A 24,187-nucleotide genomic window follows, 5' to 3' on the forward strand; every position below is an offset into this window, starting at 1 on the left:
GTACCCGCCCGGAGAGGAACGGACTATGCCCACGCACAGGCTGGAAGCGGACTATCTGGTGATCGGCTGCGGCGCGGCCGGCATGGCGTTCGCGGACGCATTGATCACCGATTCCGACACCGACGTCGTCATGGTGGACCGGCGTCACGCCCCGGGCGGGCACTGGAACGAGGCCTACCCGTTCGTGCGGCTGCACCAGCCGTCCGCGTACTACGGCGTGAACTCGCTGCCGCTCGGGACGGACGTCATCGACCGCACCGGCCCGAACCGAGGCATGTACGAACAGGCGAGCGCACCGGAGATCTGTGCATACTTCGACCGTGTCATGCGCAGCAATCTGCTGACATCCGGAGCGGTGCGCTACTTCCCCATGAGCGAATACGTCGGTGACCATCGCTTCGTCTCCCGGATCTCCACCGACCGGTACGAGGTGGAGGTCCGCACCGCCCTCGTCGACGCCACCTACCTCGAGCCTGCGATACCCGCCACGTTCACACCACCGTTCGACGTGGCCCCCGGCGTCCGCTGCGTCCCCGTCGACGCCCTTGCGCGCGTGGCCGAACCGCCCGAACGGTACGTGATCATCGGGGCGGGCAAGACCGCGATGGACGCGTGCCTGTGGCTGCTGCAGCTCGGCCTGCCCCCGGACGCGATCCAGTGGGTCAAACCCCGGGAGGCGTGGCTGCGCAACCGACGGTTCGCCCAGGGCGGTGAACTGGTCGACGACTTGATCGAGGGACTGGCCCGGCAGATGGAAGCCGCCGCCCGGGCGAGGACGCCGGCCGAGCTGTTCGCCCGGCTCGAGGCGAGCGAACAGCTGCTGCGCGTCGACGAGCACGTCCTCCCCACCATGTACAAGGGGCCGACCGTCAGCACCGCCGAACTCGAGCAGCTCCGCCGCATCGAGGACGTCGTCCGGCTCGGGCACGTGCGACGCATCGAACACGACACGATCGTGCTCGACCACGGAACGATCCGTACCGGGCCCGGTCACCTCCACGTCCACTGCGCCGCCCCGGGCCTGAACCCGGCACCGGCCGTCCCGATCTTCGAGGAGGGCCGTATCACGTTGCAGCCCGTCCGCACGGGGCTCGTCCCGTTCAATGCCGCCCTCGTCGGATTCGTGGAGGCCACCGGCCGGGACCCGGCCGAGAAGAACCGGCTCTGCCCACCGAACCGGCTACCGGACGTCCCCCTCGACTGGATCCGCGGAACGCTCGTCGAGACGAACGCCGAGTACGCATGGTCGAAGGAACCGGACATGGCGGACTGGCTCGAGCGTTCCCGCCTCAACACGTCCCGGGGACTCCGGCACCGCGCCGACCGGCCCCTCGTCCGGGAAGCGACGAGACGATTCGCCACGCACGTCCGGCCCGCCCTCGCCAACCTCACCGGACTGCTCGACGACGCCCGGCAGGCGGCGTGACCGCGCGGCCGCCCGGCCCGCCCGGGCGGGCCGGGGTCGCGGACCACCCCGTATGATCTGAGCGATTGCGGCTACTCGCCGATCACGATCGAGACCGCTTCCGGGCGCGCACAGTACGCCCGCGAGCGGTCGGCGCTCACCATCGCGCCGCGGCCCTGGAGAGGAGCTGCTGAATCGATGTACCGCCCCGGCGGCGGGTCGAACCGGCCTGCCCGAAACTACCGGCGGGTAACGTGAGTGCTGTTCGTCGTGCTGCCCGTCGGCGCCGCCGACGCGAGCGCACAGGTCCCGGAAAGAGTGAGGCAGGTAATGACTGAACGCGTGCAAGTCGGTGGACTCCAGGTCGCCAAGGTGCTCTACGACTTCGTCGTCGACGAGGCGATCCCCGGCACCGGGGTGGACGCGGCCGAGTTCTGGGCCGGCGCGGACAAGGTGATCCACGATCTCGCCCCCCGCAACCGCGCCCTGCTCGCCACGAGGGACGAGCTGCAGGCACAGATCGACACCTGGCACCGCGACCGCAAGGGCCAGGCGCACGACGCCGCGGCCTACAAGGCGTTCCTCCAGGACATCGGCTACCTCGTCCCCGAGCCCGCCGACTTCCAGGTCACCACCGCAGGCGTCGACGCCGAGATCGCCACCACCGCCGGACCGCAGCTGGTGGTGCCGGTTCTCAACGCCCGCTTCGCCCTCAACGCCTCCAACGCCCGCTGGGGCTCGCTCTACGACGCCCTCTACGGCACCGACGCCATCTCCGAAGAAGGCGGCGCCGAGAAGGGCACCGGCTACAACAAGGTGCGCGGCGACAAGGTCATCGCCTGGGCCCGCGACTTCCTCGACACCGCCGCCGCCCTCGCCACCGGCTCGCACACCGACTCCACCCGGTACTTCGTCGACGGCGCCGAGCTGAAGATCGAACTCGGCGACGGCACGACCACCACCCTGGCCCAGCCGGAGAAGTTCGCCGGCTACCTCGGCGACAAGACCGCCCCCACCGCGGTGCTGCTGCGCAACCACGGCCTGCACGTCGAAATCCAGATCGACCCGGACTCCCCGATCGGCAGCACCGACGCCGCCGGGGTGAAGGACGTCGTCCTCGAATCCGCGGTCACCACCATCATGGACTTCGAAGACTCGGTCGCCGCCGTCGACGCCGAGGACAAGGTCATCGGCTACCGCAACTGGCTCGGCCTCAACCGCGGCGACCTCGCCGAGGAGATCTCCAAGGGCGGCAAGTCCTTCACCCGCTCCCTCGACGCCGACCGCGTCTACACCGCCCCCGACGGCTCCGACCTCACCCTGCACGGCCGATCGCTGCTGTTCGTCCGCAACGTCGGTCACCTCATGACCAACCCCGCCGTGCTCGACTCCGAGGGCAACGAGGTCCCCGAGGGCATCCTCGACGCGCTGATCACCAGCCTCGCCGCCGTGCACGGCCTGTCCGTCGGCAACGCGACCGGGCCGCTGATCAACTCCCGCACCGGCTCGATCTACATCGTCAAGCCCAAACAGCACGGCCCCGAAGAAGTCGCCTTCACCACCGAACTGTTCGGCCGGGTCGAAGAGGTCCTGGGCCTGCCGGCCAACACCCTCAAGGTCGGCATCATGGACGAGGAACGCCGCACCACCGTCAACCTGAAGGCCTGCATCAAGGAAGCCAGCGAACGCGTGGTGTTCATCAACACCGGCTTCCTCGACCGCACCGGCGACGAGATCCACACCTCCATGGAGGCCGGCGCCATGGTCCGCAAGGCCGAGATGAAGAAGCAGAAGTGGATCTCGGCCTACGAGGACTGGAACGTCGACACCGGCCTCGCGTGCGGGCTGCAGGGCAAGGCCCAGATCGGCAAGGGCATGTGGGCGATGACCGACCTCATGGCCGACATGCTCGAACAGAAGATCGGCCAGTCCCGCGCCGGCGCCAACACCGCCTGGGTGCCCTCGCCCACCGGCGCCACCCTGCACGCCACCCACTACCACCAGGTCGACGTGTTCGCCGTGCAGGACGAGCTGAAGGGCACGCGCCGCGCCACCGTCGACGACATCCTCACCATCCCGCTCGCCCCGTCCACCGACTGGAGCGACGAGGAAAAGCGTGAGGAGCTCGACAACAACTGCCAGTCCATCCTCGGCTACGTCGTGCGGTGGATCTCCCAGGGCGTCGGCTGCTCGAAGGTGCCCGACATCCACGACATCGCCCTCATGGAGGACCGCGCCACCCTGCGCATCTCCAGCCAGCTGCTCGCCAACTGGATCCACCACGGCATCGTCACCGCCGACGACGTCGTCGGCGCCCTGCAGCGCATGGCACCGGTCGTCGACCGGCAGAACGCCGGCGACCCGACCTACCTGCCGATGGCCCCGGACTTCGACTCCAGCATCGCCTTCCAGGCCGCCAAGGAACTGATCCTCGAAGGCACCACCCAGCCCAGCGGCTACACCGAGCCGATCCTGCACCGGCGCCGCCTCGAATTCAAGGCCGCCCACGGCCGCCGAGCCTGACCCCCAGCCACGGCCCCCGATCCACGGTGGATCGGGGGCCGTGGCGTCTCACAGCCGATCACTAGACTCCGGGAACGACGGCGGGCAGACACGACGACAGGCAGGAAACACGTGGGTCGACATCGCGGAACGGGCGGCGCCAGAGGTGTGAGCAAGGGCCCGATCGTTGCCGTCGCCGTGGCACTCGTCCTCGTCCTCGCCGTCGTCGGCTGGTTCCGCCTGCGCGAACGCATCGACGAGCAGGCGACCGAAGCCGCACAGACCTGCGTCGAAGGTGACGCGCTTCTCGACGTCGCCGCGGATCCCGCCGTCGCCCCCACACTGACCGCCCTCGCCGCCCGCTGGGTCACCGACACCCGCCCGGTCGTCCGCGACCACTGCATCGACGTGCGCGTCACCGCCGTCGCCACCACCCCGGCCACCACCGCCCTCACCGCCGCCGCAGACGCCTCAGCCGCCGACCCCCGCTGGGACCCCGCCCTCGGGCCCCCACCCGCCCTCTGGGTCCCCTTCAGCAGCGACGCCACCGCGCGCGCGGCACAGGCCCTCGACGGACAGTCCCGCTCCCTCGCCACCTCCCCGATCGTGCTGGCCGTCCCCACCGCACTCGGGCGTGCCCTCGACGCCGCAAACACCGCATGGCGTCAGCTGCCCTCCCTCCAGTCCGACGGCAGCATCCTCGCCGGTCTGGGCCTCGACGGCTGGACCGGCCTCCGTCTCGCCCTGCCCACCGGCCCCGACGCCGACGCCACCACACCCGCCCTCGAGGCCGTCGCCGCCGCAGTCACCGACGCCGGACCCGGCCCCCTGACCGCCGAACAAGCCGCCTCCCCGGCAACCACCTCCGCGGTCGGGACCCTCGCGCTCGGCGCCGACGCCCTCGGAGCCGGCGCCGGACCGACCACCGCCGCAGCCCTGGACACCCTCGCCGACGCGCCCGGCGCCGACGGCACGGTGCACGCCGTACCGATCACCGAGCAACAGCTGCACACAGCAGTCACGTCCGGCGGCGCCGCCGGCCTCGCCGAATTCGTCCCCACCGGTCCCACTCCCACCGCCGACTTCCCCGCCGCCGTGGTCGACGCCCCGTGGGTCGACGAGACGCTCTCGCGCGCCGCCGCCGAACTGACCGGCTATCTCCGCGAACCCGCCGCCGCCCGCGCCCTGGCCGACGCCGGTTTCCGGGTCGACGGTCAGCCCGCACCCCGTAGCGACGCGGTGCCCTTCCCCCGCATCGAACAGACCCTGAACCGCGCCGACCCGGCCGTGGCCGACATCCTCCTGGACCACCGGCGCGCACCGGTGGCACCCCGCACCACCACGATCCTTCTCGACACCTCCACGTCCATGGGAACCGTCGAAGGCGACGACACCCGTCTCGCCCACCTCGCCGCCGCCCTGGACCAGCACGTGGACCGGTCACCGGACGCCTCGAACCTCGCCCTGTGGGTCTTCGCCGACGACCTCGACGGCACCACCCCGTACCGCACCACGGTGGCACGCGGCGCACTCACCGCGGACCACCGCACCGCTCTGACCACCGCCCTGAGCGGCACCCGTACCACCGACGGTTCCGCCGTCTACCGGTCCCTGGCCGCCGCCTACGTCGACGCCGTCCGAAACTTCACGCCCGGGCAGCCCAACTCCGTCCTCCTGATCACCGACAGTGCCAACGACGACGACACCACCCGCCAGCGCATCCTCGACCTCGTCACCGCCGCCGGCGACCCCGACCGGCCCGTCCGGATCGACGTCGTGACCCTCGGCGACGACACCGACCGCAACACCCTGCAGACCCTCGCCGACCGCACCGGCGGCGCGCTCGTCTCCGTCACCACGACCGACGGGCCCGAACTCGCCCCCGCCCTCCGAAAGCTGATGTCCTGACACCGTGATCCGGCTACTCGTCGCGGGGACGTTCCTCGCCCTCGTCACCTTCTGGCTCCACCGCCGCCTCGTCCGTGCCCCCGGTCTGCGCGGGCGCGCGGCGATCGCCGCGAACACCGCGCTCGGCGTCCTCCTCGTCGTCGCGCTGATCGGTGCGCAGAGCGGCACCTCACTCGACCCGCGCTGGGCCCGCCCGTTCGGATTCCTCGGCTGGACCTGGCTCGCAGTAGTGCTGTACCTGGTCCTCGGCACGCTCCTGATCGGGATCGTGTCCCTCGCAGCGCGAGCGGTACGCCGCTTCCGTCGAGACGCCGCCCATCCGCCGGATTCTTCCCGGCGGCGCGCTCTGCAGGTCGCGACGGGCGCGCTGACCGTCGCAGCGGTCGCCGCCGTCGGCTACGGCACGGTCGAGGCCGCTCGGCCCCGGCTCGTGCACACCCGGATCCCGCTGCGCCGGCTCCCGGCCGGATTCGACGGGCTGCGCGTCGCCCTCGTCACCGACCTGCACGTCGGCCCGTCCCGCGGCCGCGAGTTCACCCGCCGCGCAGTGGACCTCGTGAACGCACAGCGGCCGGACCTGATCGTGCTCGGCGGAGACCTCACCGACGGCACCATCGCCCTCGTCGGACCCGACCTGGCGCCTCTCGCGGACCTGCGTGCCCCGCTCGGGGTCTACGGCGTCAGCGGAAATCACGAGTACTACGCCGACGACGCGATGTCCTGGCTGGATTTCTGGGAAACCCTCGGTGTACGCACCCTCCGCAACGAGCGAGTGACCCTCGAGCGCGGCGGCGACGCGATCGATCTCGCCGGCATCCACGACTATTCGGCGCCGGCCCCGAACGACGCGGACCTGACCGCGGCACTGCAGGACCGCGATCCCGAACGCTTCGTTCTCCTGGCCGCCCACCAGCCTCGCCACGTGTTCGAGGCGCGCGAGCACGGCATCGATCTGCAGTTGTCCGGGCACACGCACGGCGGACAGATGTGGCCGCTCGGATACGTCGTGCCCCTGCAGCAGCCGACGGTGACGGGTCTCGACCGGTTCGGAGACACGCTCGTCTACACCTCCCGCGGTACCGGTGCCTGGGGGCCGCCGGTCCGCATCGCCACCCCTCCGGAAGTGGCGATTCTCGAACTGACCGTAGGGACCGTCTGACCGTCCTCGAGTTTGGGGTCGGGTGTTGGAGGGTTGCCGTTCCGGGATGTTCGGTTATTTAATATGTTCCGTATGGCTCGGAATATTTTGGTCTGATTCTCGGGGGTGAGCCGCTCCGGCGGCTCACCCCCGAGAACTCACTCAGCTGCTGTACGCCTCCAACGGCGGGCACGAGCACACAAGGTTCCGATCCCCGTACGCCCCGTCGATGCGTCGCACCGCGGGCCACACCTTCGCGCGGGTCTGCCCCAGTGGATACACCGCGATCTCACGGCTGTAGGGGTGGATCCATTCCCCCACCAGGCACTGGGCGGTGTGCGGCGCCCCGCGCAGCGGGTTGTCGTCCACCGGCCACTCCCCTGCCCCGACGCGGTCGATCTCGCCGCGGATGGCGATCATCGCGTCGATGAACGCATCGAGCTCGGACAGGTCCTCGCTCTCGGTGGGTTCGACCATGAGGGTGCCCGCAACGGGGAAGCTCATGGTGGGTGCGTGGAAGCCGTAATCCGCCAGACGCTTGGCGACGTCGTCCACCGTGACGCCCGTGTCCTTCGTCAGGGGCCGCAGATCGAGGATGCACTCGTGCGCCACCATGCCGTTCTCACCCGTGTACAGGACGGGAAAGTACTCGTCGAGCCGGCGCGCGATGTAGTTCGCCGACGCGATCGCGGTCAGCGAGGCCCGCCGCAGGCCCTGCGCCCCCATCAGCTTGATGTACGCCCACGTGATCGGGAGGATGGACGCCGATCCGAACGGCGCCGCCGACACCGGTCCGCCCCCGCCGAGCCCCGGCTCCGCCGGGTGTCCGGGCAGGAACGGCACCAGGTGTGCGCGCACGCCGATCGGCCCCACCCCGGGACCGCCCCCGCCGTGCGGAATGCAGAACGTCTTGTGCAGGTTCAGATGACTCACGTCGCCGCCGAACTTGCCGGGTCGTGCCAGACCGACGAGAGCGTTCAGGTTGGCCCCGTCGATGTACACCTGACCACCGGCGTCGTGCACGGCGCCGCAGATGTCGGCGATCTCGTGTTCGTAGACGCCGTGGGTCGACGGGTACGTGATCATGATCGCGGCGAGACGTTCGGCGTGATCGGCGATCTTCGCACGCAGATCGTCGAGGTCCACGTCACCGTTCGAACGGCACGCGACGACCTCCACGCGCATACCGGCCATGACCGCGGAGGCCGCGTTGGTGCCGTGCGCGCTCGACGGGATCAGGCAGGTGTCGCGGTGCTCGTCGCCCCGGCTCAGATGGTAGTGGCGGATGGCCAGAAGCCCGGCGTACTCGCCCTGGCTGCCGGCGTTCGGCTGCAGGCTCACCGCGTCGTACCCGGTCACCGCGGCAAGCCACCCTTCCAGGTCCGCGATGAGCCGGCGGATGCCTGCGGTCTGATCCGCGGGGGCGAACGGATGCAGCGCCGAGAATCCGGGCCAGGTGATCGCCTCCATCTCGGCGGCGGCATTGAGTTTCATCGTGCACGAACCCAGCGGGATCATGGTGCGGTCGAGCGCGAGGTCCATGTCCGACAGGCGGCGCAGGTACCGCATCATCGCGGTCTCGGTACGGTACCGGGTGAACGCCTCGTGCTCCAGGTACGCGCTCGTGCGCGCGAGGTGCCGGGGAAGGGCGGGCGCGGCTTCCGCCGCGGTGTCCTCCGCCCCGAACGCGGCAACAACTGCAGCCACATCGGCCTCGCTGGTCGCCTCGTCGCACGAGACCCCCACCTGGTCGTCGTCGACCCGCCGGACGTTGATGCCGGCCTCGAGCGCCGCCGCGACCACCGCGTCGGCGCGGCCGGGAACGCGGACCAGAACGGTGTCGAAGAAGCTGTCGTGCACCACGTCGATGTCGGCGGCTCGCAGCGACGCGGCGAGCCGGGCGGCCTGGCCCGCCACACGGGTCGCGATCCCGGCCAGGCCTTCGGCGCCGTGGTACGACGCGTACATCGCGGCGAGGACCGCGAGAAGCACCTGCGCGGTGCAGATATTGCTGGTCGCCTTCTCACGGCGAATGTGCTGCTCACGCGTCTGCAGCGCCAGCCGGTACGCCGGCGAACCGTCGGCGTCGACCGAGACACCGACGAGCCGGCCAGGCAGGTTGCGGGCATGGGCGGCGTGCACCGCGAGATAGCCGGCATGCGGCCCGCCGAATCCCATGGGCACGCCGAACCGCTGGGTGGTGCCGAAGCATACGTCCGCGCCCTGTTCACCGGGCGGGGTGAGCAGCGTCAGGGCCAGCAGGTCCGCCCCCACCGCCACGAGGGCGCCACGCTCGTGCGCCGCCTCGACGAGGGGACCCGCGTCGAACACCCGGCCGGAGGCACCCGGGATCTGCAGGATCACGCCGAAGAACTCCCCCTCGGGCAGACCGTCGTCGACGAGATTCGCGGTGACGATCTCGATTCCCAGGGGTTCCGCGCGGGTCGCGAGGACCGCCGCGGTCTGGGCGAACACGTCGGTGTCCACGACGACCCGCGTGCTCCGGCACTTGCGGTTGGCGCGCGCGAGCAGCGTCATCGCCTCCGCGGCGGCGGTCGCCTCGTCCAGCATCGACGAGTTGGCGACCTCCATGCCGGTCAGGTCCGAGACCATGGTCTGGAAGTTGAGGAGGGCCTCGAGGCGCCCCTGGCTGATCTCCGGCTGGTACGGGGTGTATGCCGTGTACCAGGCGGGATTCTCGATGATGTTGCGCAGCAGGACCGGCGGAGTCAGCGTGCCGTAGTACCCCTGACCGATCATCGACGTCGCGACGGTGTTCTGCCCGGCGAGTTCCTGCAGGGCCTTCAGCACCTCGTGTTCCAACAGCGGCGCGTCGAGCGACTCGAGTCCGTCCGCGACCCCGTCGGTCCGCGCGTCGAGGATCCCGGCGGGCACCGCCTTCGCGGCCAGTTCGTCGAGGGATTCGACGCCGACGACGTCGAGAATGCGGCGCAGTCCCGCCGCGTCGGGGCCGACGTGGCGGTCGGCGAAGGTGTGGGTGGCAGCATCGGTCATCGCGACTCCCTGAGGTCGGAGGTCCGCATCCGGGCAAGGGTCGCACGGTGCGTGTCCTCCCCCTCTGTCGCGAGCTCGTCGAGCGAGCGCCTGAGAGATTCGGTACCGGAACGAACCGGCCCTTTCCCCGTGGGCGGGTGGGTGCTCCCACCGCTTTCCAGAGACGTCGGTGCCCGTACGGTCCTCGATGCCTGAGAGATTGACGGGGAGGTGCTGCTCCTTCGGCGCCCGGAACAGGTCCGGAACTCTCCCGCACGGCGGCGACGTACCCCCGATTCTAGGGCACCGGGAGGCCGCGGAACACGGAGGTCGCGGGCGTTTCCTGTGACGAGCGTCTACCCGATCCGCCGATTGACGCGTTCGCGGCGGCGAGAGGCCAGTTCGTCCTCGGGTCGCTGTTCCACGTTGCCACCGTCCGCGCGCTCAGCCGGGAAGTCGGCGATGCTGCCGGTCAGCTCCCGCATGGCACCGCTCACCGCGATCCCGAACACTCCCTGCCCGCCCTGCAGTAAATCGACCACCTCTTCCGGGGAGGTGCACTCGTACACAGTCGTGCCGTCGGAGAACAGGGTGATCTTCGCCAGGTCCCGCACTCCGCGTTCGCGGAGGTGGTCGACCGCCACCCTGATGTTCTGCAGCGAGATGCCCGTGTCGAGCAGACGCTTGACGATCTTCAGGACGAGGATGTCCTTGAACGAGTAGAGCCGTTGGCTGCCCGAGCCGGCCGCGCCCCGGATGGACGGAACGACCAGGTTGGTCCGCGCCCAGTAGTCGAGCTGGCGGTAGGTGATGCCGGCGATCTGACAGGCGATGGGCACGCGGTAGCCGACGAGCTCGTCAGGCACCGAATCGTCCGGGAACAGACCCGGCTGCATCTCGTCGGCATCGAGAGCTGCCCGTGACGGGGCATCGCGGTCGACGGCGTCGAAGCTGAGCTGCTGTCCCTGCGGCCGATCTCCCACTGTTGTGACTCCCTCTCGCGTGCACAGGCGTGCCCTGGAACGAACGACGGGCGGATCCCCACCCCCATCCGGTCGTCGAGCGCTCGCGTGACCCACCGAGTCGATCCGTAGCGATTCACTCAGCGTACGCCCCGTACGAAAAGTTGGGCAGCAACACGCCGACCGGACGACGACCTTCCGGTTCCGCGTCACACTCGCGGCGCGCGTCCCGGCCGTCGGGGCCGGAAGTCGCGACAGAACCTCGGCGGCGTTCGACGATCAGCCGTCCGTCGCCTTGAAGTCGTCGGGGGAGACGGATTCGAGAAACTCCTTGAACTTCTCGACCTCGTCCTCCCGCTCATCCGGCATGACGAGGCCCGCTTCCGCCAGCACCGGTTCCTCCACGAAGACCGGCGCGCCGATGCGCAAGGCTACAGCGACCGCGTCGGAGGGGCGGGACGACACGCGCAGACCGCCGTCGAAGACGAGATCGGCGTAGAACGTCCCCTCCTTGAGATCCACGATCCGGACCTCTTCGAGGGTACGGCCGAAGGCATCGACCAGATTCTTGATCAGGTCGTGCGTCAACGGCCGGACCGGCTCGACACCCTGCTGTTCCAGTGCGATCGCCGTGGCTTCCATCTGGCCGATCCAGATCGGCAGGTACCGATCTCCGTCGACCTCGCGCAGCAGCAGGACAGGCTGATTCTGCGGTTGCTCGACCCGGATCCCCACTACTCGCATCTCGCTCATCGAGCCGCCTCCCATCCCTGCTGTGCGACGGTGGCGAACCGTCCGCCGATATCCCCCTGAATTCTAGTGCCAAACGCGCCGTCGTCGAGGTCGACGCCCGCCGCTCACCGATCCAGAGCGCCCCGGACGGCGGCCTTGACGAGGCATGTGTGCATCGTCAACGACAGCGCGGCCAGTTCCCGTACCATCTCCTCGGCCCGAGCACGCGCACCGACGTCCCGGCCCTTTGCCACCGGACCCGCGATCTGCGCCACCAGGCCCGCCTCCCGGTCGGCCGCGAGCTTGAACGCACGCAGGTGCCGAACCTCGAGGCCGAACTCGGACATGGCCTTGGCGGTGCGCGCCAGCAGCACCGCATCCTCGTCGAAGAAGCCGGCCGCGCCGGGCACGATGAGCCCGGCGCGGATCAGCTCCGTCAGGAAGGACGACTCGATGCCCGCCCGCCCGCACAGGTCGTCCCGGCTGATCCGCACCTCCCGGTCCGTGCGCAGATCCTCCGGGGACACCTGCCCCGGCGCCACGGCCAGGGTCCGGGGCCGCTTCGGGCGACCCTCCACCGAGCCCACCGTCGCGACACCGCGGTCGATCGCCTCGAGCTGTTCCTTGATCACCTTCAGCGGCAGGTACTGGTCCCGTTGCGCGGTCAGTACGTACCGCAGACGCTCACAGTCCGCGATCGAGAAACGGCGATAACCCGACGGGGTGCGTTCCGGACTGATCAGTCCCTCGGATTCGAGGAAACGGATCTTCGAGATCGTCACGTCCGGAAACTCGGGCCGGAGCCGATCGAGCACGGAGCCGATCGACATCCCCCCCGGTGACGGCTGGCGGGCAGCGGTCATCAGCTACCCGTGCCCTGCGAACCCCGCGGGCCGGTGAGGAACACCAGCCGGAACTTCCCGATCTGCACCTCGTCGCCGTTCGCGAGAACGGCCGAGTCGACCGGCTCGCGGTTGACGTAGGTTCCGTTCAGGCTTCCCACATCGACGACCTGGAACTCGCCCTCGTCCTGGCGGAACTCGGCGTGCCGACGGCTCACCGTCACGTCGTCGAGGAAGATGTCACTGTCCGGGTGACGCCCGGCCGACGTCGTCGGCTGATCGAGCAGGAAACGCGACCCGGCGTTCGGGCCACGCTTGACGACGAGCAGCGCCGATCCTGTGGGAAGCCCCTCGACCCCCGAGACCGGCGCTTCGGTCGTTCCCGCGCCCGTGCCGGTGGTATCGAGCTCGTTCAGGAAGTCGGCACGAAACACCGAAGTGGTTTCCGCAGGGGTTTCCTCGTAGCCCGCGTTGCCGTTCTCGCTCACCGTATCTCCTTATCCGTTCGGCCCTTCGGGATCGCTCCCCCGGGGCCGCAGTTTCGTTCAGCCACGATCACTTCCGGTACGGACCCGCGCCCCGACCCGGCACACGCCTACCGATGACCGTACCCTGCACGACGTCCTTCGTGCAGGCAGACGCGGCCCCGGCCGGACGCGGGGTCAGTTCTGCGTGATTGCGCGGTATCCGTCGGCGTCGAGCGTGTCCGCCAGAGCGGCGTCGAGCTCGTCCTTGCTGCCGACCTCGACGTCCACCAGCCAGCCGGCCTCGTACGGATCCCCGTTGACGAGCTCGGGATTGCCGTCCAGATCCGAGTTCACCCCAACGACTTTCGCCGTGAGCGGAGCGAACACGTCGGACACGCTCTTGGTCGATTCCACCTCGCCGAAGGACTCCCCCGCGGTGAGCTCCGCACCGGTCTCGGGCAACTGCACGAAGACGACGTCGCCGAGCTGCGACTGGGCATAGTCGGTGATGCCGAGGCGTGCGGTCACGTCGCCGGTTCGGCGAACCCACTCGTGCTCCGCCGTGTAACGCAGATCGGCGGGTGTTCGGAACTCACTCACGACAGGTCCTTTCGGGCAGCGACATTCGCGTGGAACGCCGGGTTCAATTACCGGGCTGAGAGTATTGTCGCGGCTCGATCTCCCGCAAGGCGGGCACCTCGACCTGCGGCGACTGCTCGATCTGCACCGTCCCGCCGGCTCGGGCCACCGTGTCGACCACACCGCCGGGGATGTTCAGCGCCGCCGCCAGTGTGGGCGCGTCCCCGATCGCGGCGACGACGTAGGGCGCTGCGAGCGGTCGATCGTCGACGACCAGCGCACCTGCGGTTCCGCCCACCCAGGAGTCCACGCCGATACGCACGGCAGCGTCGCCGGTTCCGGCGACCTGCACCGCTTCCGCTCCCGCGGCGCGCAGTTCCTGGATCGTGTCGAGAAGGACCTCCGGACCGACCCCCCGCCGCGGGTCGGCGATGGTCAAGATCACTCCCGGACCGGTGGCCGGGGCGGCGCCGACCTGGATCTGCAGGGCCGACAGGCGCTGCTGCGCCTCCGCGAGCGCGGCCTCGGAGCCGTTGCGTTCCAGACTGGCCAGCGTCTGCTCCAGGGTGGTGATCTCCTGGCGCAGCTCCGCCTCGCGCCGGTTGAGGTTGTCGAGCACCACCAGCAGGTCGGCGGGCCGGGCGGAGTCGAGCGCATCCCCCGAACCGGTGTTCCTGACCTGGGTGGCGATCCCCACCCCGAGCAGAACCATGAGCAGCGCCGCCAGGGCGGAGAAGACGATCCGCGATCGGCGCGCTGTGCCGGTCTCGGCCGTGTCGTGTCGTTCGTGCTTGCCCTCGCCCATCCCGCTACGCCCCGAACAGCCTGCGGCGCAGTGCGGATGCGTTCCCGAAGATCCGGATACCGAGAACCACGACGATCGCCGTGGAGAGTTGGGTGCCCACCCCGAGTTGGTCACCGAGCCAGACGATCAGTGCGGCGACCAGCACGTTGAAGACGAAGGAGACGACGAACACCTTGGCGTCGAAGATCTCGTCCAGGTAGGCGCGCAGGCCGCCGAAGACCGCGTCGAGCGCCGCGACGACCGCGATGGGCAGGTAGGGCTGGACCACGTCCGGAACCTGGGGACTGACGATCACGCCCACCACGATGCCCACACCGAGGGCCAGCACCGCGTAGAGGGCATATCCGCGTTTGGTCACCACAGTCCTCACCGCTCTCCCGTTTCCCGTGCCGCTGCGACATCGCGCACCGTGGCGGCCGGCAGCGCCAGGTCTGCCGCGTCCGCGATGGTGAAACCTACCTCGTAGAGTTGCTGCACCCCCGCCATGCGCAGGTAGGCATCGCTGACCACGAACCCGGTCTGCAACTCGGCAGGAGACCCGACGGCGGAGACCGTGTAGGGCGAGAAGACCGGCCTGTTGTCCACGAGCATCGCTCCACCGGCCTGACGGACGGTGACACCCGGACCGATCCGGACCCCGTTGATCGCGACGGCCTCGGCGCCACTGCGCCAGAGCGCGTTGACGACCGACTGCAGGTCGCGGTCGAGAATCACCGAGGCGCTGCGGGCGCGGTCCTTCTCCGCCGAGTCCGTCAGGTCGGGACGCGACGCCGGATCGGCGAGGGTGACCGTGATTCCCGGCCCGTGCACGGGCGTCGACGCTGCGTCGTCCTCTGCGCGGGCGAGCCGGTCGAGCACCGCCCTCCCTTGTTCGTCGTCGGCGAGCACCGCGATGCGGCGCTGTTCCACCTCGGTGGACAAGTCGTCGCGGGAGGCCGCGAGTGCGTCGTTGCGGTCCTCGGTCGCGCGGACGGTGGCGAGGATGTCGTCGCGCGCCTGCTCCGTCCCGGATTCGCGCTCGATGTTCTGGGCGTATGCCACGCCGAGGACGAGGCCGGCAAGCAGACCACCGAGGACGAGCCACACCCCGATGCCGGTGCGGGTCGGGCGGGAGTGGCCGGCGGCGCGGTCGCGCGCCGCGCCGGTGTACCCGGGATCGAGATGGTCCTCGAGCAGCGCTTTCAGCAGCGACGGGACGGGGTTGCGGCGGATCTGCTCCCAGTTGCGGTTCATCCGGTGGCAGGCCCTCCGGACACGGGCACCGCTCGAGCCGTCTGCACCGCCTGCAGCAGGTAGAGCGCGCCCGTCCACACGTAGAGGGCAGTGCCCCAGAGGAGGGCGGCCCACCCCGCGGGTTCGAGGACGTCGCCGGCGGCGGGAAGCGCCTGCGCGGCCAAGAGGAGCGGCAACGCGAACATGAGCAGGAACGTGGCGCCCTTGCCCAGGTACAGCACCTCCGGTGGCGGCAGACCGCGGCGTCGATAGACGGCCAGGGTCGGGGCGAGCACCATCTCCCGGCCGATCAGAAGAACGGCGATCCACCACGGCACGATGCCCCGGGCCACCAGCGCGAGAAGAGTCGTGACGATGTAGAGGCGGTCGACGAGCGGATCGAGCACCGCCCCGAGTCGCGACGCCTGATCGAGCAGCCGTGCGAGTTTGCCGTCGGCCCAGTCGGTGATCCCGCTGAGCATCAGAACCGCGAGCGCCCACCCGTCGGCATGCCGGACGAGGACCAGATAGAGGAAGATCGGGATTCCAGCCAGGCGGACGACACTCAGCACGTTGGGGACGGTGACGATGCGGTCGGATCGAGCCGGCGTACCGGTCGTCGTCGCGTCGTTCATCATCCGTCCTGTCGTTCGGGGAGTCGGTCCCGACAGCCTTGCACACCCCACGCCGCCGCTGCCCGTGCGACCGCTCACCTCCACGCGAACACGGGCTGTTCCAGGTCGTCGATGCGGGTGCTTCGGCGGTGGAGCACGACTTCACGGAACTGGTACATCACCGCCGCGGTCGGTGCGTGGACGAGATGACCCCGGAACGGCCACTGGATCACCGGCTTGTCCGACTCCGGGATGGTGACGAACCGGGGCTCGCTGTCGAGTTCGGACTCGGTGACGGCATAGAGGGCGGCAACCTCGTCCGGGTTGGGGACGAGATCGCCGATCGCCGCATCCACCCACACGACGTAGGGCGAGATGACGTAGCCCGAGCGGGTGATGTAGTCGTCCAGCCGGCCGAGAATGCCGCCGGGATCAGCGCGCAGTCCGAGTTCCTCGTGCAGTTCGCGCAGCGCGGCCACGTCGGGGGTCTCCCCGTCGTCGAGGCGTCCGCCCGGCAATGCGAACTGACCGGGATGAGATCGCAGGCGCGTGGGGCGGCGAGTGAGCGGCACGACCGGGTTGCCGTGCCCGTCGTCGAGCACGGCGACGACCACCGCGGCGTGACGCCGGCCGTCCAGGGGCAGGAAACGGGGTTCGAACGCGGAGAGTGCCGACCCGACCTCGCTCGGGTCCAGGGGATTCCGGACGGTCATGGCACCGACACTAGGCGGTAGGAATTGCGATTCTGCGCATGGATCCCCGAAACGGTCCGTTCGGCGTGCCCGGCCGATGCATAGTTGTTCGACGAAACGAACAGATCCAGGGGTACACGAGGACGTGAGCATGCAGCGCACCATCCGATCGATGGCAGAGGTCCGGCGGGGAGTCGCGGAGCGGGTGGTGGGCCGCGTCCGGGAAACCGATCTTCTGCTCGCCGCGATCGGGGCAGGCCGCGACGTGCTCCTCGAGGGTCCGCCGGGGACCAGCAAGTCCACCCTGCTCGGGGCCATCACCGCCGAGCTCGGCAGTCCGCTGATGTTCGTCGAGGGGAACGCCGACCTGACGCCGGCGCGCCTGGTCGGTTATCACGATCCGGCACGGGTGCTGTCCGAGGGCTACCACGAGGACAACTTCGTGCCCGGACCGCTGGTGGCGGCGATGCGCGACGGTGGAGTGCTCTACCTCGAGGAGTTCAACCGATCGCCCGAGGACACACTCAACAGCCTGCTGACCGCGATGGCGGAACGGCGGATCACGGTGCCGCGGGTGGGCACGGTGGTCGCCGATCCGGCGTTCCGCGTGGTGGCCTCGATGAACCCGTTCGACAACATCGGCACCGTCCGACTGTCGATGAGCGTGCACGACCGGTTCTGCCGACTGTCGGTGGGTTATCAGGACACGCAGGCCGAACACGAGATCGTCGTCCGGCGAACCGGATGTGGGTCGGCACGGCTCGTCGCCGACGCGGTAGCGCTCACCCGTGCCACGCGAGAGCACCCCGATCTGCGGGGTGGGTCCAGCGTCCGCGGCGCGATCGACCTGACCCTGGTCGCCATGCAACTGTTCGACATGCGGGGGGTTGCAGACGATCTGCCGGACTCGACCGATCCACCGCGGGATCTTCCGGTGGAGTACACCGGCGCTGTGCTCGACGCGCTGCTGGTGGCGCTGTCCGGACGGATCGCGGTCGACGAGGTCTCCGAAACCACGCCCGAAGCGGTCCTGCGGGAGATCTGGCAGGACCATTTCCTTCTCCGTCCTGCTGCCGCCGCCCCCGGTTGAAGGTCCGTCCCCGCCGAGGGCGCCGTGCACCATCGTGCTCAGCGCCACTCCACCGGCCGGGGAAAGCCGTTCCGGCGCAGACCGAAGCAGCTGTCGGTCGACCCGGCCCTGTACGAGCACCGCGGTGGCGGCCAGGGTCTGGTGATGGTGGGTGGCCCGCATCGAGCCGGACGTACCCCCGGATCGGGAGTCGGCGCGGGACCCGGGCAGACCGACGAGCCGGCCGAGGTATTGCCGCTGGCCGATCTCGATGCCTCCGGTCCGGTCGCGGACGCCGAGGTCCGACGCCGGGCACGCGAGATTGCTGCGCGGCTGTCCGTGCCGCGCCCACGACATCGTCGTGCGCCGCGGAGGGGCCTCGGCAGGCTCCGGACGCTGCCGTATCAGGACGGTGCCGAGGAACTCGACCTGGACCGCACCGTCGAGATACTTGCCGAGGACCCGTTCGCACGGTCCACGGATCTGGTGATGCGGGATCGGATCCGCGATCGCCGGAAAGTGGTGCTGGTCGTCGACATCTCCGGTTCCATGCGCGGCGAGCGCATCCGCACCGCCGCGGCCGCGGTCGGTGCCGTGGCCGGCGAACTCGGACACGACGATCTGGCCGTGGTGGCCTTCTGGTCCGAAGCCGCCGTTCTCAGTGCCCTAGGGGAGCCGGTCTCCCCTGCCGCGCTCGTGGACCTGCTGCTCCGGATCCCGAGCAAGGGTCTGACCAACGTCGGCTTCGCGCTCGACGTGGCGGGGGGTCAGCTGCGGGACGTACCTGCGGACGAGGGACGGGTACTGCTTCTGTCGGATTGCGTGCACAATGCCGGGCCCGATCCGAGGACCGCGGCCGGCCGGCTCCCCCGGCTCGACGTGCTCGCCGACATCTCCGGTGAACACGATCTGCTCACCGCCCGCGACCTCGCTCGGTCCGGGAGGGGATTCGCCCTGCCCATCCGTGGACACCGGGATGTCGCTGCAGCGATCTCGCGTGCATTCGGCGCCTGACAGGCCGGTCCGTGCGTGTCTTGCCCGTGATTGGAGTGCTACGTAGCTGGGGAATTCGGTAATTTATGCGATTCCGTCCGCGTCGGATTCTGTACATGTCGCCGGCCCCGCTTGTTCCTGAAAACACTAGAGTTCCGTGAGATCCGAAATGGGACGGTGGGTCCTTGCTGCTCCCGACGGTCCGCGTTCTGCAGGAACGGACGGGAGAACGTGCCTCCACGAGACGACTCGCCATGCACCGCCCGGCTTTGCGCGGCGTGACCTACCCGGCCCTCCCCCGCATCGGCATCCGCCCATGCCGGACGTCTCGTCGGCAGCTACAACTCCCGGCAGATGTCCCAGGACGTGCCACGGTCCGGCTACCGCCGGGACGACCGGATAGGGCCCGGGATCCGTTCTCGGCAGACGCGGCGTGCAGGGGCGCGGCGTGCAGGGCTTCTAGGCCGCGAGCGTCCCCGGAGGGGGCCGTCGGTGACCGACCGCGGGCTCGTGGAAGGCGCCGGGAGCGGATCCGGGTGGCACCCTACGCGGCCGGCGGGACGCGTCTGCGGGCGCTGCTGCCCTCCCCTTTCCCCGTTCAGCTCTCCAAGCGCTTCTTCAGTCCGGTGAGGGTACTGTCGACCAGGCCCTTGATCACTCGGTTCCGTAGGAAGCCGGGCAGCGGCAGGTTGTGATGGATCGTCAGTTCGTACGTCACCGAGGTTCGGTCGGGACCGACCGCGACGAGGTGGTAACGGCCCTCCTGTCCGGTCTGCAGGCGTCCCTGGAGCATCGTCCAGCTCATGCCGTCGTCGCGGTGCCGGTAGGTGAGGGTGTAGCTGTCGGTGCCGACGGTGGCCGACGCCTTGAACCGGGCGGTGTGCGGAAGTCCGGTCCCTTCCTCGGCCTCGAGCACCTCGGCCTCGAGGATCTCGGGAATCCACTCGGTCTGGCTCTCGATGTCACGGATGGTCGTGAGCACGGTCTCCAGGGGTGCGTCGACCTGAATCGTCTTGGTGGCGCTGTCAGTGGGCATGCTCGCCGTCCCCGTAGTAGCCGAGGCGCAGGAGTTCGGTGATCTCGCTGATGAGCGGCATCCGGGGGTTCGTACGATTGCTCAGATCCTGGAACGCGTTCATCGCCAGCTCCGGCAGCGCCGTGACGAATTCCTCCTCGGGGACGCCGATCTCCTTCAGCGTGCGCGGCACCTGCATGCGACGGAGCAGGTCCTCGACGCCCTGGAACAGCCGGCGGCGGCTCTCCTCGGGATCGTGCCCACCGAACACGATCCGTCCGAGCTGGGCGTACTTCTCCGGCGCGACGTACGCGGAATAGCCGGGGGCCGGCATGAACTTGGTCGGCAGGCCGGCGTTGTAGCGAAGGGTGTGGGGTAGGAACACGCCGTTCACCCGGCCGTGGGCGATCCCGAACCTGGCGCCGACGGAGTGTGCGAGCGCGTGGTTCGTGCCGACGAACGCGTTCGAGAATGCGAGACCGGCAAGGGTGGCGGCATTGGACATGTCGGTGCGCGCGGCCAGATCGTCCGGATCGTCGTACACCCGCGGCAGCGCCTCGAAGATCAAGCGCGCGGCCTGGACACAGAACGCGTCGGTGTAGGGCGAGGCGAAGATGGAGGCCACCGCCTCCAGCGCGTGGGTGAGGGCGTCGATTCCGGTGTCGACCGTCAATGTGCGTGGCATCGAGAGGGTGAGCATCGGGTCCACGATCGCCATGTCCGGAACCAGGGAGTAGTCGACCAGGGTCTCCTTGCGGCCGGCGACGGTGAGGACGGCCGCCGGTGAGACCTCCGAACCGGTGCCGGCGGTGGTGGGGATTGCCACCAGCCGCAGCTTGTGCGGATCCTGGGGGTAGTCCGCCATGCGCTTGCGCGGGTCGAGGAACGGCAGGCTCAGCTCGGCGAGGTCCTTCTCCGGGTGTTCGTAGAACAGCCGGATGGCCTTGGCCGCGTCGATCACCGACCCACCGCCGATGGCGACGAGCAGGTCCGGCGGATTTCCTTCCAGCAGGGTGACTCCGCGGCGGATGGTGGCCTCGTCCGGTTCCGGCTCGACCTCGCTGAACACCTTGACGTGTTCGGCGCGCAGGTGGGCGCGCAGTTCGTCGACCACTCCCCGCTGTTCACTGAGCGCGTCGGTGACGACCACGACGCTGGTGCAGGGCACTTCCCGGAGGTTCTCGAGGGCCCCTGCGTTGAAGAAGGTGTTCGACGGTACGCGGAACCACTGCGGCGGGGTGCGGCGGTGCGCGACGGTCTTGATATTGAGCAGTTGCTGGTAGTTGACGTTCTCGGTGGTGCTCGACCCGCCCCACGTGCCGCAGCCCAGCGAGAACGTGGGCGTGAGGTTGTTGTAGATCCCGCCGAGGGCCCCTACCGCGGTCGGGGCGTTGACGAGGATCCTGCCGGTCCGCACGGCCAGGCCGTAGGCGTCGATCACGGCCGGGTCGGTGGCGTAGATGGCGGAAGTGTGGCCGAGACCGCCGTGTTCGGTGACGAGGACGGCGGCGTCGATGCCGTGCTGGACGTCGCGGGCGCGCACGAGGCCGAGGACCGGCATCAGCTTCTCCTGCACCAGGGGGTGCGCCGCGAGCCGGTCCAGGTCGGACGGCAGCGGCGCGAGCAGCACCTTGACCGCGGGATCCACCGTGAAACCCGCCCGGGCGGCGAGTTCGGGAGCCTGCTGGCCGAGCGCGGCGAGGTTGACCTTGTCGCCGCAGCCGAACGCGAACTCGGCGATCGCCTCCGCTTGTTCGTCCGTGAGCAGGTGCGCCCCCATCCGCTCGAACTCCGCGACGGTGGCGTCGTAGATCTCGTCGTCGATGATGCAGGTCTGTTCGGCGGGGCAGATCACGGAGGCGTCGAAGGTCTTCGAGATGAGGATGTCGACGACGGCGCCCCTGATGTCGGCCGTGCGGTGCAGGTAGATGGGAGCGTTGCCTGGACCCACACCGAGGGCGGGCTTGCCGGCGGCGTTGGCGAGAGCGACGATCTTCTGCCCGCCGGTGACCCAGATGAAGTCGACCTTCGGATGCTTGAACAGGTAATGGGTGACTTCGTGAGCGGCGTCGGGGATGACCTGGAGCGCGCCGGGAGGCATGCCGGCGGCTTCAGCCGCCGCGCGCAGGATCTCCACCGTGCGTTCGCACGACCGCACGGCGAACGGCGACGGTCGGAAGATGACGGCATTGCGGGTCTTCGCGGCGACGATCGCCTTGTACAGCACGGTGGAGGTGGGGTTGGTGACCGGGGTGATGGCCAGGACGACGCCGATGGGTTCGGCGATACGGACGATGCTGTGTTCGACATTCTCCTCGATGACTCCGACGGACTTCTTGTCCTTGAGGTAGTCGTAGAGAAACTCGGTGGCCACGTAGTTCTTGACTACCTTGTCCTCGAAGACACCGAACCCGGTCTCCTCGATCGCCACCGATGCGAGTTCCGCGGCCGCCCGGATGCCGGCCCGCACCATGGCTTCGACGATCGCATCGACCTGCTGCTGGTCGAGTATGCGGAACTGGGCCGCTGCCGCGGTTGCCGTGTCGACGACCGCGTCGACCTGCTCGTGCCGGACCGGGCCGGCATCGACGGCGGGGGTGGTCTGCGCTGTGGCTGCGTCGCCGGAGCTGTTGACGGCCTGGGATCCGGTTCCGATCCGGGTTTCGGTCATGTTGTCTCCTCGTACTGGAGATGCCCGTCGTGCCTCGGTGTGGCCGCGGCTTCTGTTCGCGACAGTACTCGCGGCGCAGGGGGTTGACTGCGGTCTTTGGACCCTGACCGTGGGCCATTCGCGGACCTGTCCCGCCGCCGGGGAACGAATGTTGCCCGGGTGGAACGGCGCGGTGTGCCGGAAGGGATGTGCAGACGCGAACGAGGCGGCCCCGGGAAATCCGGGACCGCCTCGTTCGTCGGGCGGGCTGACAGGATTTGAACCTGCGACCACTTGACCCCCAGCCGGGGCTCGAGGACCTGAGCGTGAACCGACTGTCTGTAGTCGTCTGCCCTTGTCTGTCGCTGTCGGTCGTTCAGGCGTGAAATCGAGTGGTCGAACGTGGCGTTGGTCCCCGCCGGGTCCCCGGTGGCACAGCGCCTCGGCCGCTGGCTCCGCCTCCCCGTCGCTATGCGGTTTCGTCTTCGCCGAGGAGCCGTCCAAGTAGCGCGGCCAGGTCCCTGACGCGCGTCGTTGCGACCTCCCAGACGAGCTCGTTGTCAATGACGGCGTACCCGTGGATGAGCAGTTCCGGAAGGCGACGATCCGCGGCAGGTCCGGGATCAGGGTGGCGGTGTCCGGGTCGAGACGGCTGAGCCTGTTGAGCGCCTCGCCGATGATCTCGAACTGTCGCTCAACTGCTGAGCGGAGCATCGCGTCGCTCTCGTACTCGTGCCATGTCCGGTCCGCGACGAACTGGGCGATCAGCCGTGCGGCCTTACGGGCGTCCCATAGCAGCCCCGGCGCCTCAGGCCGCATAGACCTCGTGCCCGTTCTCCTCGACCGACGCAGCGAAGTAGGGATTCTCCAGGGCAACGGGAGAGACAAGATCGACCGGGTGGTCGAGCAGGGCTTCCAGAGACTCCTTGAGACCGAAGTAGGCGTCGAAGCGGTTCGCGACGTCGTCGCGGAACTCGACGAGGAAGTCGACATCACTGGTCGACTCGTTGAAACGTTCGGTGACGGCCGAGCCGAAGATGACCAGCCGCTTCACGCCGTACCGCTCGCAGGTCTCGGCGATCGCCGCGCGATCAAGCACGAGAGGCCCAGCCATGACGCTCTCCTTCCCCTCCCGGAGTCGACTTGCACCAGTCTGGCACGTCATGCATCGGCACCCGACAATTCTGCCCGCGGGACGGGGGGCTGACGCTCTCGAGGGGCACGCCAAATCGTTCCGGAGCGACCTCGACGGCCGCCGAAGCTGCGTGAGACAGAACGGCTGGCCGTCGAGGTTGATCCGTGTCCAGGGGTCCAGGGGGCGGGAGCCACTTGGTACCACTCCCCTCGCGTTGGGACGGCCCGAGGACGGCGCGGCAGCGCCGCCTTCTGGTCCCCAGCGTCCCAACCTTGCAGTCGTTCGACGGAGCCGCGGTGGGGACGAAAAAGGGGCCTGACCTGTATGAACAGGTCAGGCCCCAGAAAGTCGGGCTGACAGGATTTGAACCTGCGACCACTTGACCCCCAGTCAAGTGCGCTACCAAGCTGCGCCACAGCCCGTCCGCGCTCTCGTCGAGCGCTCGTTGAGATTACAACAGGGACGGACCGATT

20 protein-coding genes, 1 tRNA gene, 1 pseudogene and 1 riboswitch are annotated in these 24,187 nt (G+C 69.3%); of the genes and pseudogenes, 6 read left to right on the forward strand and 16 right to left on the reverse strand.

All coding sequences use genetic code 11. The features are described 5' to 3' along the window. Positions 1–25: 25 nt before the first annotated feature. The 4 genes from F1734_RS14585 (at position 26) to F1734_RS14600 (ending at position 6,974) form a co-directional block, all read left to right on the forward strand. Positions 26–1,426, forward strand: a complete 1,401-nt coding sequence (locus F1734_RS14585) for an NAD(P)/FAD-dependent oxidoreductase (RefSeq protein WP_010596519.1) — start codon at positions 26–28, stop codon at positions 1,424–1,426. 309 nt (positions 1,427–1,735) lie between these two features. Next, positions 1,736–3,928: a malate synthase G gene (locus tag F1734_RS14590; protein ID WP_203010726.1), complete on the forward strand. Its 2,193-nt coding sequence runs from the start codon at positions 1,736–1,738 to the stop codon at positions 3,926–3,928. A gap of 147 nt (positions 3,929–4,075) precedes the next feature. Next, on the forward strand, positions 4,076–5,815 hold the full coding sequence (locus F1734_RS14595) for a vWA domain-containing protein (protein ID WP_017681702.1): 1,740 nt from the start codon (positions 4,076–4,078) through the stop codon (positions 5,813–5,815). A 4-nt stretch (positions 5,816–5,819) separates the two neighbouring features. Continuing rightward, positions 5,820–6,974: a metallophosphoesterase gene (locus F1734_RS14600; protein ID WP_010596522.1), complete on the forward strand. Its 1,155-nt coding sequence runs from the start codon at positions 5,820–5,822 to the stop codon at positions 6,972–6,974. Positions 6,975–7,115: 141 nt separating this feature from the next. Here F1734_RS14600 and gcvP read toward each other — a convergent pair whose 3' ends face one another. The 11 genes from gcvP to F1734_RS14655 all read right to left on the reverse strand — a co-directional run bounded on the left by gcvP (position 7,116) and on the right by F1734_RS14655 (position 16,873). Further along, entirely contained in the window at positions 7,116–9,968 is a 2,853-nt protein-coding gene (gene gcvP / locus F1734_RS14605; protein ID WP_040269828.1) for an aminomethyl-transferring glycine dehydrogenase, read from the reverse strand. A 168-nt stretch (positions 9,969–10,136) separates the two neighbouring features. Continuing rightward, positions 10,137–10,231: riboswitch (glycine riboswitch) on the reverse strand. 72 nt (positions 10,232–10,303) lie between these two features. After that, a complete protein-coding gene (locus F1734_RS14610; protein ID WP_003937271.1) occupies positions 10,304–10,930 on the reverse strand; it encodes a MerR family transcriptional regulator in 627 nt (208 codons plus the stop codon). 258 nt (positions 10,931–11,188) lie between these two features. Next, positions 11,189–11,662, reverse strand: a complete 474-nt coding sequence (locus F1734_RS14615) for a bifunctional nuclease family protein (protein ID WP_010596524.1) — start codon at positions 11,660–11,662, stop codon at positions 11,189–11,191. A gap of 104 nt (positions 11,663–11,766) precedes the next feature. After that, positions 11,767–12,504, reverse strand: a complete 738-nt coding sequence (gene ftsR, locus F1734_RS14620; protein WP_026137991.1) for a transcriptional regulator FtsR — start codon at positions 12,502–12,504, stop codon at positions 11,767–11,769. Beyond that, complete coding sequence (gene garA / locus F1734_RS14625; RefSeq protein ID WP_003937274.1) at positions 12,504–12,971, reverse strand: glycogen accumulation regulator GarA; 468 nt, start codon at positions 12,969–12,971, stop codon at positions 12,504–12,506. Before garA ends, ftsR begins: the two co-directional genes overlap by 1 nt. Before the next feature lie 174 nt (positions 12,972–13,145). Continuing rightward, positions 13,146–13,550 carry a glycine cleavage system protein GcvH gene (gene gcvH, locus F1734_RS14630; protein ID WP_010596526.1) on the reverse strand — a complete coding sequence of 135 codons (405 nt, stop codon included), beginning with the start codon at positions 13,548–13,550 and terminating at the stop codon, positions 13,146–13,148. 43 nt (positions 13,551–13,593) lie between these two features. Then, entirely contained in the window at positions 13,594–14,334 is a 741-nt protein-coding gene (locus F1734_RS14635; protein WP_010596527.1) for a DUF881 domain-containing protein, read from the reverse strand. A 4-nt stretch (positions 14,335–14,338) separates the two neighbouring features. Further along, a complete protein-coding gene (locus tag F1734_RS14640; protein ID WP_003937277.1) occupies positions 14,339–14,695 on the reverse strand; it encodes a small basic family protein in 357 nt (118 codons plus the stop codon). A gap of 5 nt (positions 14,696–14,700) precedes the next feature. After that, positions 14,701–15,567 (reverse strand): DUF881 domain-containing protein, encoded by an 867-nt coding sequence (locus F1734_RS14645; RefSeq protein WP_203010727.1) that lies wholly within the window; start codon positions 15,565–15,567, stop codon positions 14,701–14,703. Next, entirely contained in the window at positions 15,564–16,181 is a 618-nt protein-coding gene (locus F1734_RS14650; RefSeq protein ID WP_059174666.1) for a CDP-alcohol phosphatidyltransferase family protein, read from the reverse strand. The genes F1734_RS14645 and F1734_RS14650 overlap by 4 nt, the downstream gene beginning before the upstream one ends. A 74-nt stretch (positions 16,182–16,255) precedes the next feature. Next, a complete protein-coding gene (locus F1734_RS14655; RefSeq protein ID WP_017681697.1) occupies positions 16,256–16,873 on the reverse strand; it encodes an NUDIX hydrolase in 618 nt (205 codons plus the stop codon). 130 nt (positions 16,874–17,003) lie between these two features. Here F1734_RS14655 and F1734_RS14660 point away from each other — a divergent pair, with 130 nt between their 5' ends. Both F1734_RS14660 and F1734_RS14665 read left to right on the forward strand, forming a co-directional pair. Next, the gene (locus tag F1734_RS14660; protein WP_102030699.1) at positions 17,004–17,942 is read left to right on the forward strand and encodes an AAA family ATPase; all 939 of its coding nucleotides are present in this window, start codon (positions 17,004–17,006) and stop codon (positions 17,940–17,942) included. A 24-nt stretch (positions 17,943–17,966) separates the two neighbouring features. Next, positions 17,967–18,935 (forward strand): vWA domain-containing protein, encoded by a 969-nt coding sequence (locus F1734_RS14665; RefSeq protein ID WP_119699809.1) that lies wholly within the window; start codon positions 17,967–17,969, stop codon positions 18,933–18,935. Between the two features lie 577 nt (positions 18,936–19,512). On the opposite strand, the gene F1734_RS14670 is transcribed toward F1734_RS14665, so the two are convergent. The 5 genes and pseudogenes from F1734_RS14670 to F1734_RS14685 form a co-directional block, all read right to left on the reverse strand. Further along, positions 19,513–19,950, reverse strand: coding sequence for an SRPBCC family protein (locus F1734_RS14670; protein WP_059174660.1), 438 nt, complete (start codon positions 19,948–19,950; stop codon positions 19,513–19,515). Further along, positions 19,940–22,600 (reverse strand): bifunctional acetaldehyde-CoA/alcohol dehydrogenase, encoded by a 2,661-nt coding sequence (adhE, locus tag F1734_RS14675; RefSeq protein ID WP_010596534.1) that lies wholly within the window; start codon positions 22,598–22,600, stop codon positions 19,940–19,942. Before adhE ends, F1734_RS14670 begins: the two co-directional genes overlap by 11 nt. A gap of 636 nt (positions 22,601–23,236) precedes the next feature. Then, positions 23,237–23,398: pseudogene (locus F1734_RS26535) on the reverse strand (HepT-like ribonuclease domain-containing protein); the annotation flags it as partial. Continuing rightward, positions 23,388–23,693, reverse strand: coding sequence for a nucleotidyltransferase family protein (locus tag F1734_RS14680; RefSeq protein ID WP_225222424.1), 306 nt, complete (start codon positions 23,691–23,693; stop codon positions 23,388–23,390). The pseudogene F1734_RS26535 and the gene F1734_RS14680, both read right to left, overlap by 11 nt. 369 nt (positions 23,694–24,062) lie before the next feature. Further along, positions 24,063–24,136, reverse strand: a tRNA-Pro gene (locus tag F1734_RS14685). Between the last annotated feature and the right edge of the window lie 51 nt (positions 24,137–24,187).

The sequence above is a fragment of the Rhodococcus ruber genome (assembly GCF_016804345.1).
GTDB lineage: Bacteria > Actinomycetota > Actinomycetes > Mycobacteriales > Mycobacteriaceae > Rhodococcus > Rhodococcus ruber.

Excerpts from the sequence above, each read along its gene's own strand:
- F1734_RS14590 (WP_203010726.1), top strand. The coding sequence starts at position 1,736 with ATGACTGAACGCGTGCAAGTCGGTGGACTCCAGGTCGCCAAGGTGCTC.
- adhE (WP_010596534.1), bottom strand. The coding sequence starts at position 22,600 with ATGACCGAAACCCGGATCGGAACCGGATCCCAGGCCGTCAACAGCTCC.
- F1734_RS14585 (WP_010596519.1), top strand. The coding sequence starts at position 26 with ATGCCCACGCACAGGCTGGAAGCGGACTATCTGGTGATCGGCTGCGGC.
- F1734_RS14670 (WP_059174660.1), bottom strand. The coding sequence starts at position 19,950 with ATGCCCACTGACAGCGCCACCAAGACGATTCAGGTCGACGCACCCCTG.
- F1734_RS14615 (WP_010596524.1), bottom strand. The coding sequence starts at position 11,662 with ATGAGCGAGATGCGAGTAGTGGGGATCCGGGTCGAGCAACCGCAGAAT.
- F1734_RS14655 (WP_017681697.1), bottom strand. The coding sequence starts at position 16,873 with ATGACCGTCCGGAATCCCCTGGACCCGAGCGAGGTCGGGTCGGCACTC.
- F1734_RS14680 (WP_225222424.1), bottom strand. The coding sequence starts at position 23,693 with ATGGCTGGGCCTCTCGTGCTTGATCGCGCGGCGATCGCCGAGACCTGC.
- gcvP (WP_040269828.1), bottom strand. The coding sequence starts at position 9,968 with ATGACCGATGCTGCCACCCACACCTTCGCCGACCGCCACGTCGGCCCC.
- F1734_RS14635 (WP_010596527.1), bottom strand. The coding sequence starts at position 14,334 with ATGGGCGAGGGCAAGCACGAACGACACGACACGGCCGAGACCGGCACA.
- ftsR (WP_026137991.1), bottom strand. The coding sequence starts at position 12,504 with ATGACCGCTGCCCGCCAGCCGTCACCGGGGGGGATGTCGATCGGCTCC.
- F1734_RS14650 (WP_059174666.1), bottom strand. The coding sequence starts at position 16,181 with ATGAACGACGCGACGACGACCGGTACGCCGGCTCGATCCGACCGCATC.
- F1734_RS14645 (WP_203010727.1), bottom strand. The coding sequence starts at position 15,567 with ATGAACCGCAACTGGGAGCAGATCCGCCGCAACCCCGTCCCGTCGCTG.
- F1734_RS14660 (WP_102030699.1), top strand. The coding sequence starts at position 17,004 with ATGCAGCGCACCATCCGATCGATGGCAGAGGTCCGGCGGGGAGTCGCG.